General features: G+C 70.5%; 9 protein-coding genes and 1 pseudogene. 3 read left to right on the forward strand and 7 right to left on the reverse strand.

Annotation, left to right across the window (positions count from 1 at the left end; translation table 11 throughout):
* Positions 1-34: 34 nt before the first annotated feature.
* From fliE to GBZ26_RS24415, 3 genes are read right to left on the reverse strand one after another with little or no spacing between them, the layout of a single operon-like run.
* Entirely contained in the window at positions 35-400 is a 366-nt protein-coding gene (fliE, locus tag GBZ26_RS24405; RefSeq protein ID WP_174441068.1) for a flagellar hook-basal body complex protein FliE, read from the reverse strand.
* Between the two features lie 50 nt (positions 401-450).
* A complete protein-coding gene (gene flgC, locus GBZ26_RS24410) occupies positions 451-870 on the reverse strand; it encodes a flagellar basal body rod protein FlgC (RefSeq protein ID WP_035682224.1) in 420 nt (139 codons plus the stop codon).
* Positions 871-890: 20 nt separating this feature from the next.
* Positions 891-1,283, reverse strand: a complete 393-nt coding sequence (locus GBZ26_RS24415) for a flagellar basal body rod protein FlgB (RefSeq protein WP_211104939.1) — start codon at positions 1,281-1,283, stop codon at positions 891-893.
* A gap of 125 nt (positions 1,284-1,408) precedes the next feature.
* On the opposite strand from GBZ26_RS24415, the gene fliI reads away from it, so the two are divergent.
* Both fliI and GBZ26_RS24425 read left to right on the forward strand, forming a co-directional pair.
* On the forward strand, positions 1,409-2,749 hold the full coding sequence (gene fliI, locus GBZ26_RS24420; protein WP_174441069.1) for a flagellar protein export ATPase FliI: 1,341 nt from the start codon (positions 1,409-1,411) through the stop codon (positions 2,747-2,749).
* Positions 2,746-3,342, forward strand: a complete 597-nt coding sequence (locus tag GBZ26_RS24425; RefSeq protein ID WP_174441070.1) for a hypothetical protein — start codon at positions 2,746-2,748, stop codon at positions 3,340-3,342. The genes fliI and GBZ26_RS24425 overlap by 4 nt, the downstream gene beginning before the upstream one ends.
* A 6-nt stretch (positions 3,343-3,348) precedes the next feature.
* Here the strand turns inward: GBZ26_RS24425 and GBZ26_RS24430 are convergent, their stop codons facing one another.
* Positions 3,349-4,221, reverse strand: a complete 873-nt coding sequence (locus tag GBZ26_RS24430) for a LysR family transcriptional regulator (protein ID WP_174441071.1) — start codon at positions 4,219-4,221, stop codon at positions 3,349-3,351.
* A gap of 328 nt (positions 4,222-4,549) precedes the next feature.
* On the opposite strand from GBZ26_RS24430, the gene GBZ26_RS24435 reads away from it, so the two are divergent.
* Positions 4,550-5,665, forward strand: a complete 1,116-nt coding sequence (locus tag GBZ26_RS24435) for an MFS transporter (RefSeq protein WP_247884893.1) — start codon at positions 4,550-4,552, stop codon at positions 5,663-5,665.
* A gap of 24 nt (positions 5,666-5,689) precedes the next feature.
* Here GBZ26_RS24435 and GBZ26_RS24440 read toward each other — a convergent pair whose 3' ends face one another.
* The 3 genes and pseudogenes from GBZ26_RS24440 to GBZ26_RS24450 form a co-directional block, all read right to left on the reverse strand.
* Positions 5,690-6,724 carry a hypothetical protein gene (locus GBZ26_RS24440; protein WP_014199647.1) on the reverse strand — a complete coding sequence of 345 codons (1,035 nt, stop codon included), beginning with the start codon at positions 6,722-6,724 and terminating at the stop codon, positions 5,690-5,692.
* Positions 6,725-6,812: 88 nt separating this feature from the next.
* Entirely contained in the window at positions 6,813-7,607 is a 795-nt protein-coding gene (locus GBZ26_RS24445) for a DUF1217 domain-containing protein (RefSeq protein ID WP_174441072.1), read from the reverse strand.
* A pseudogene (locus tag GBZ26_RS24450) lies at positions 7,604-7,791 on the reverse strand (hypothetical protein); the annotation flags it as partial. The pseudogene GBZ26_RS24450 and the gene GBZ26_RS24445, both read right to left, overlap by 4 nt.

The raw sequence follows: 7,791 nt of genomic DNA on the forward strand, positions 1-7,791 counted from the left end.
TTAGGGAGGGGGCATTACGTCCCAACACACGCGCTCAAATCGCCATCCGCATGACGTCCTGATAGGCCTGCACCATGCGGTCGCGGATCGACACCACCGTCTGCACGGTCATCTCGGCGGCGAGCACGGAGCGCACGACCTCGTGCGTGCCGGCCTTGCCGGCGACGGCGGCGACGGACATGCGCTCGCCCTCGTTCAGCGTCTCGACCGCCTGCGACACCTGACGGTCGAGGAAGGCGCCGAAGCTGCTCTCCGCCGCCGACGCCGCCGTCTCGGCGGGCGCCGATCCCGCAGCCGCCGCGGCGGGCGGGGTGGCGAGCGAGGCGGCGGGCGCCGGCTGGGCCAGGGGCGCGCGATGGAGGCCGTAGGCGGCGGCGGCGCGGCCGATGGGTTCGATCATGCTCTGGATCTCCTCAGCCGCGCAGAAGGTCGATCATGCTCTGGATCTCCTCAGCCGCGCAGAAGGTCGATCATGCGGCTCATCATGCTGCGCGACTGCTCGATGACGTTGACGCTCGCCTCGAAGGAGCGGCTGGCCTCGCGCATGTCCATCATCTCGATCAGCGGCTGGACGTTCGGGCGCTTGACGTAGCCCTTCTCGTCGGCGGCGGGGTGCGAGGGCTCGTAGACGAGCTGGAAGTCGCTGCGGTCGCGCCCGATCTGCTTGACCTTCACAAGTTCCGACCCGGCGGCGCGGTCCATCGTGGTCGCGAAGGACACGGTCTTGCGGCGGTAGGGATCGCCGCCCGCCGTCATGGCGGTGGAATCGGAGTTGGCGATGTTCTCGGCGACCACGCGCAGCCGGGTACCCTGCGCCTGCAGGCCCGAACTGGCGATCCGCATCGTCGCGGCCAGGGGATCGGTGAGCATGGAAGGGGACTCCGAAGTCGTCAGCCGGCGCGCCAGGCGGCGCGCAGGATCTGCAGGTTGCGCTGGAACAGGCCGGCGGTCAGGGCGAAGGCGTCGCGCGTCTCGCTGCCCTTGGTCATTTCCTGCTCAAGCGACACGGCGTTGCCGTCCGGCGTGGTTTCCCACTGCTCGGGCTTGCGCGCCTCCTGCACGGCGCCGGACGGGTTGAAGCCGGTCAGGTGCATGGGCGAGGTGAGCACGGGCGCCACCGTCTGAGGGCCGTCCATCAGCGCCGCGAAGGGCTTCAGGTCCTTCGGCTGATAGCCGGGCGTGTTCGCGTTCACGACGTTGGCGGCGATCAGCTTCTGCCGCTCCGCCAAGTAATCGAGGCGCGCGCCGGTCAGCCGAAACACCGAAATATTGCTAAAATCCATTGGAACGGCCCTATCGCAAAGCCGGAAAGCAAGGCAGGGCCAAGATGACTCCCGCCGTTTAAAACCGGATTTAAAATCCTCGTGGCAGGATCACCGCATTCCGACACGGCGGAGACGTCCCGGCGATGCGCGTGCTTTCCAACCTTTTGTCCGAGATCGAGCGGATGCCGACCCGATCCTGGCGCGGCGAGATCCGCAGCGCCGCCGGCATGACGCTGGAGGTGGAGGGGCTGCGCCGCGTCCTGGCCGTGGGCGACAAATGCTGGGCGGAGACGGCGCGCGGCCAGCGCCTGCTGTGCGAGACCATCGGCTTCCGCCAGGGCCGCACGCTGCTGATGGCCTTTGACAATCTGGACGGCGTGGCGGAGGGCTGCGCCGCCGTCACCGACGACACCGCCTTCACGCTGCGCCCCGGCCCCGGCTGGCTGGGCCGTGTGGTCAACGCCTTGGGGGAGCCCATCGACGGGCGCGGCCCCCTGCGCAACGGCCACCACGCCCGCCCGTTGCGCGCATCACCGCCGCCGGCCTACGCGCGCCGCCGGGTGGGGGCGAAGATGGACACCGGCGTGCGCGCCATCGACGTCTTCACGCCGATCTGCCGGGGCCAGCGCATGGGCGTCTTCGCCGGGTCCGGCGTCGGCAAATCGACGCTGCTGTCGATGGTCGCCCGCCACGCCGGGGCCGACGCCATCGTGATCGGGCTGGTCGGGGAGCGCGGGCGCGAGGTGCAGGAGTTCATCCAGGACGATCTGGGCGCGGACGGCCTCGCCCGCTCCGTCGTCGTCGTCGCCACCTCGGACGAGCCGCCGCTGATGCGCCGGCAGGCTGCTTACCTTTGCCTGACCGTCGCCGAGGAACTGCGCGACCGCGGCCTGCACGTCCTCTGCCTGATCGACAGCGTGACGCGCTTCGCCATGGCCCAGCGCGAGATCGGGCTGGCCGCCGGGGAGCCGCCGACCGCCAAGAGCTACCCGCCCAGCGTCTTCGCCGAACTCCCCAAACTGATGGAGCGCGCCGGGCCGGGCCGGGAGGGCCAGGGCGACATCACCGGCATCTTCACCGTCCTGGTGGACGGCGACGACCATGACGAGCCCATCGCTGACGCGGTGCGCGGCATCCTGGACGGCCACGTCGTGCTGGACCGTCGCATCGCCGAGCAAGGGCGCTACCCCGCCGTCAACGTGCTGCGCAGCGTGTCGCGCCTGCTTCCCGGCTGCCACACGGCGGAGCAGAACGCCCTGCTGCGCCGCGCGCGGAGCCTCGCCGCCACCTACGACAACATGCGGGAGCTGGTGCGCATCGGCGCCTACAAGCAGGGCACCGACGCGGAGGTCGACGACGCCGTCGCGCTGAACCCGGCGCTGGAGGAGTTCCTGCGCCAGGGCAAGGACGACGCCACGCCGTCCCCCGACTCCTTCCGCATCCTCGACCGCATCCTCGCCGTTCCCGCCGGAGCCACGCCATGACCAACGCCACCGCGCTCGCCGCCCACGCGCTTGCCCCGACCACCGCCGCACGGGACGCCGTGAAGGCCCCGACCAAACAGGAGACGGCGGACCTCGGCCTGGATTTCGGGGACCTGCTGGACGCGGTGAATCCGCTTCAGCATCTGCCGGGGGTGTCGCAGGTCTACCGTCACGCCACCGGCGACGGGATTGGCCTGCCGGCGCGGCTGGCCGGCGGCTTCCTGTTCGGCGGCCCCATCGGCCTGCTGGGCAGCGCCGCCATGGCCGCCTTCGAGGCGGTGACCGGCGACGACCCGCTGGGCCACCTCGTCGCGCTGGCCGAGGGTGGCGTGGAGGAGGCGAAGGCCCCGGCGGACGCGCCGTCCAACGCCCCGCCCCTGCCCTTTCTCGCCGGCGCGGCGCAGGAGCCGCCGGCGGACCATCGTCCGTCCCCCGCCGTGCTGGCGGAAGCGCTCGCCCGCAAGACGCCAAGCACCGACGCCGCGGCGGATGTACCGGCGCCCAAGGCGGAGCAGCCCGCCCCGCAAATCCTGGCGAAGCTCTACGAGTTGCACGCCACCCAACCGGCCGACCGCCCGGCCGTCCGGCTCTGACCCGGTTCAGCGCAGCGCCTTCGCCAGCGCGTCCATGAACAGCCGCACCTTCGGCGGCACGAAGCGCGCCGAGGGATGGACGCCCCACACCGCCAGCGGCTCCAACGCTCCGGCGGACAGGGTGAGCGCCACCAGCGCGCCGCGCGCCACCTCGTCGCGCACGTCCCACTCGGACAGGATGGCGATGCCGAGCCCGGCGAGGCAGATGTCCCGCAACCCCTCGATGGAGTTGGCGGTGAAGCGGCCGCGCACCCGGATGCGCCGCTCCCTCCCGTCGCCCGCGAAGCTCCAATGGGTCGTGCCGGACAGGCACAGGCACTCGTGCTCCGCCAGATCGGCGACGGCGGCGGGCGTGCCGCGGGCCGCCAGATAGCCGGGCGTGGCGTAAAGCCCCCGCGGGTTGTCGGCCAGCCGACGCGCGATCAGCGCGCTGTCCTTCAGATGGGCGATGCGGATGGCGAGGTCGATCCCCTGCCCGACGATGTCCACCACCGTGTCGGTCAGCAGCAGATCGACCGAGACCTGCGGGTTGTCCGTCAGGAAGTCCGCGACCACCGGCACCACCACCTTGCGCCCGAAGGCCGCCGACGCGGTCACGCGCAGCAGCCCCGACGCCCCGGCGGAGGACGGGCGGACGCTGGCCCGCGCCGCCGCCTCGTTCTCCAGCATCGCCTGGGCAAAGGGCAGCATAGCCTCCCCTTCCGGCGTCAGCGCGAGGGAGCGGGTGGTCCGCTGCATCAGCCGCGCGCCCATGGCATCCTCCAGCGCGGCCAGCCGCCGGGTCGCCATCAGCGGCGAGATGCCCAGCCGCCGCGCCGCGCCGGCAAGGCTGCCGGCCTGGGCGGCTTCCACCAGAACGGCGAGTCCGGCGAGGTCCATTGCTTCATATTCCGATATACAGGCCATTCATTCTGCATGACTGATGCGGATTGTGAAAGTGCGATAGGGTCCGTTTCAGAAATCATCGCCTTGGGCTTCCGTAACCCTCTCCCCTTTGGGGAGAGGGTGGCCCGCAGGGCCGGTGAGGGGGGTACGCGTTTGCCGGACGTTCCGCCACGCGCACCCCCCTCACCCTAACCCTCTCCCCAGGGGGGGAGAGGGGATGTTGGCAAAAGGATCGTGGATTATGAGCATCACCGACACAATGCCCCAGACATCAGCCCACACACCCGACCAATCCCGGCTCGGTCGCGGACTGACCTTCGCCATGGCGACCGCCGCGGGGCTGGCCGTCGCGAACATCTACTACAACCAGCCCATGCTGGGGCTGATCGAGGGCGACCTGCCCGGCCCGCTGACCGGCATGATCCCGACCGCCACGCAGCTCGGCTACGCCGCCGGCCTGCTCCTGCTGGTGCCGCTGGGCGATCTGGTGGAGCGGCGGCGGCTGATCGTCGGGCAGTTCCTGCTCCTGGCCGCGGCGCTGGTCGCGACGGCGCTGGCGCAGGGTCCCGCCCTGCTGGTCGCCGCCTCGCTCCTGCTCGGCGTCTCGGCAACGGTGGCGCAGCAGATCGTTCCCTTCGCCGCGCATCTCGCCTCGCCGCAGCGGCGCGGGGCGGCGGTGGGGACCGTCATGTCGGGGGTGCTGACCGGCATCCTGCTCAGCCGGACGCTGGCCGGCTTCGTCGGCACGCACGAGGGCTGGCGCGCCATGTTCTGGCTGGCCGTGCCGCTGGCGCTGGGGGCCGCCGCGCTGATGGCCGTCATGCTGCCGCGCAGCCACCCGAACGCGACCCTGCGCTACCCGGCGCTGATGCGCTCGCTGGTCCATCTGTGGCGTGAGTTCCCGGCGCTGCGGCTGGCTGCGGTCACACAGGGGCTGCTGTTCGCCGCCTTCACCGCCTTCTGGACCATCCTCGCGCTGCGTCTGGCCGAGCCGCGCTTCGGCCTGGGCGCCGACGCCGCGGGGCTGTTCGGCATCGTCGGCGCGGTCGGCATCCTGGCCGCCCCGATGGCCGGACGGATCGCCGACCGCAGCGGGCCGCACCGGGTGATCCTGCTGGGCACGCTGCTGACGCTCGCCTCCTGGCTGCTGTTCGGGCTGTGGACGTCGGTTGCCGGTCTGGTCGCCGGGGTGATCCTGCTCGACTTCGCGGTCCAGGCGGCGCTGGTGTCGAACCAGCACATCGTCTACGCCCTGCGCCCCGAGGCCAGGGCCCGGCTGAACACCATCTTCATGGGCGGCATGTTCCTGGGCGGTGCGCTGGGGTCGAGCGCCGCGACGCTGGCCTGGAACGCCGGGGGCTGGACCGCCGTGACCGGCCTGGGCATCGCCGTCGCCGCCGCGGCCACCGCCCTCCAGCTCGCCGCGCGGCGCCGGTAGGCGATCCGTGGAATGCCGGGGGCCTCAGCGCCCCCCGCTCCGCGCCGAGCGTTCCAGGGAGCGGATGTGCGACAGGCCCGGCAGGATTTCGGAACGGATGAACTCCAAGCGGCGGACCGGGCCACCGCCGCTGGAGAAGCGGGCCTTCCACAGGGCCATCTTCACCGCCAGCCCGCACAGCACCCCGCCGATGGTGACGTGATGGTTGGTGATCAGGTCGCGGATGCTGCGGAAGCTCTGGGCGTTGATGTTGCGCCAGAAGTCCTTGGAGCGGTTGTCGAAGCTCTCGAACCGCCCGGTGATCGAGGCGGCGATCTCCGTCAGGTCGCGCCCCACCTCGTCGAGCATCCGGGCGTGCCGGGCGTCGCGGCGGACCTCGCTGAAGCCGCGCACCGCGTCCATCCAAGCCAGGAAGGCCTGCACGTCGGGAACGATCTCGTCCAGGCACTGCTTGAAATAGGCCAGCGACAGGAAGATGTCGCCGTACTCCTCCAGGAAGGCCGGGATGTCGGCCATGGCGATGTCCAGCCGGTCGGCCATCATGGTCAGCCGGCGGCGCACCTCCGCCAGATCGGGCTCGGCGAACAGGCGGATCAGGTCCTCGACATTCTGCACCTGCACGTCGTCGCTGCCGTAGACGCTTTCGATCAGCGGCCGGGTGAAGACGCGCATGTAGCGGGTGAGTTGGTCCTTCCGGCGCTGCGACAGGCGCAGGGCGGCGTGCTCGTCCACCGCGATCTTCAGGCGGCGCAGCTCGATGCGCAGGGAATAGACGTCGAAGCTGGCGGCCTGGGCGATCTGCCCGATCATCAGCAGGTCGCGGTCCAGCTCGGGCGAGCGGTTGCCGAAATGCAGCGGCAACTGGCTGGGCATCACCTGCCCGCTGCCGGCGTGGACGTCGTTGAACAGCTCCACCACCGTTTGCAGCCGGACGTTCTTGATCAGCCGCGCCCGGCGCAGGCCCGGAGTCTCCAGCGGCAGGATGGTCATCGGCAGGATATGAAGGGAGTCGCGGGCCGTGTCCTCGTCCCGGTCGTCCGGGCCGGGCAGCAGGGCCACGACGTGCGGCCACGCGCCCGGCGGCCTGGCCTGTCGGCTCGGCTGCACAGCCAGTCTCCCGGAATTCGGCTTGCCGGAACGCCGCCGCTCAGAAGCGCGGGAAGTTCAGCAGCGACATGGTGATGGACGGGTCGATGGCGATGATCGAGGAGCGTCCGCGGCTGTTGATCGGCCCGATGTAGGGGAGGTTTGCGGAGGCTCCCGCGGGCCCGCCGTTCTTCAGGTCGTACATGGCCGAGAAGCGGTCGAGGAACTTTCCGAGCTTGGCCGGGTCCTTGAAATCGGCGATGTCGAAGCGCTTCTTCAGCTTGTCGACCAGCCGGTCGAGGTCGCCCAGCGCCGACTGCTCGGGAATGTCGAGCGCGGTGAAGACCACCTTCTGCAGCGCGCGGTCGGCCATCACCTGATACCAGTTGGTGATGCGCGACGCCTTGCGGTCGAAGTAGAGCGCCAGACGGACGGCGGGGTTGCTCTCCTCCGCCTTCACCTCCAGCGACACGTCGACGTAGCGGTCGACGATGGCCTTGACGATCGCCGGCTCCTTCAGCGTGGCGCCGCCCGTCTCCTTGAAGGACAGGACGGTGGCCATCTCCTTGAATTTGGCGTCATTCATGCGGTTGGCCAGCGCCTCCGGGTCCTTCACCCCCTGGTCCAGCACCTTGCGGATGAGGGCGCGCGCGTAGGTCTGGCTTTCCAGGTCGAAGGCCACCATGACGAAGCGGTAGAGCTTGTCGTCCTTCAGCAGCTCCTCGGCGCTGGAGACCTTGCCGATGTTGGCCTCGAAATAGGCGATGTTGCGCTTCACGTCGGGGCGCGAGCGGATCATCGCGTCGTAGCGATCCTGGTTGCGGACGATCTGGCGATAGTCCTGGAGCGTGCTCATGCCTTCACCTCCGGGGCCTTCGGCCGCCCGCTCTCCTCCGCCCCATCCTCCACCCCATCCTCTGCCGGGTCGGCGTAGGACGGCGGGATGCGCAGGATCACCTCGCCGGTGTGGGTGTCGAGCACCTCGGTGGACAGGCGGCCCGTGCCGGGGTCGAGGTTGACTCGGTAGGGCGGGATGGGGT

Source organism: Azospirillum formosense (assembly GCF_013340925.1).
Classification (GTDB): domain Bacteria; phylum Pseudomonadota; class Alphaproteobacteria; order Azospirillales; family Azospirillaceae; genus Azospirillum; species Azospirillum formosense.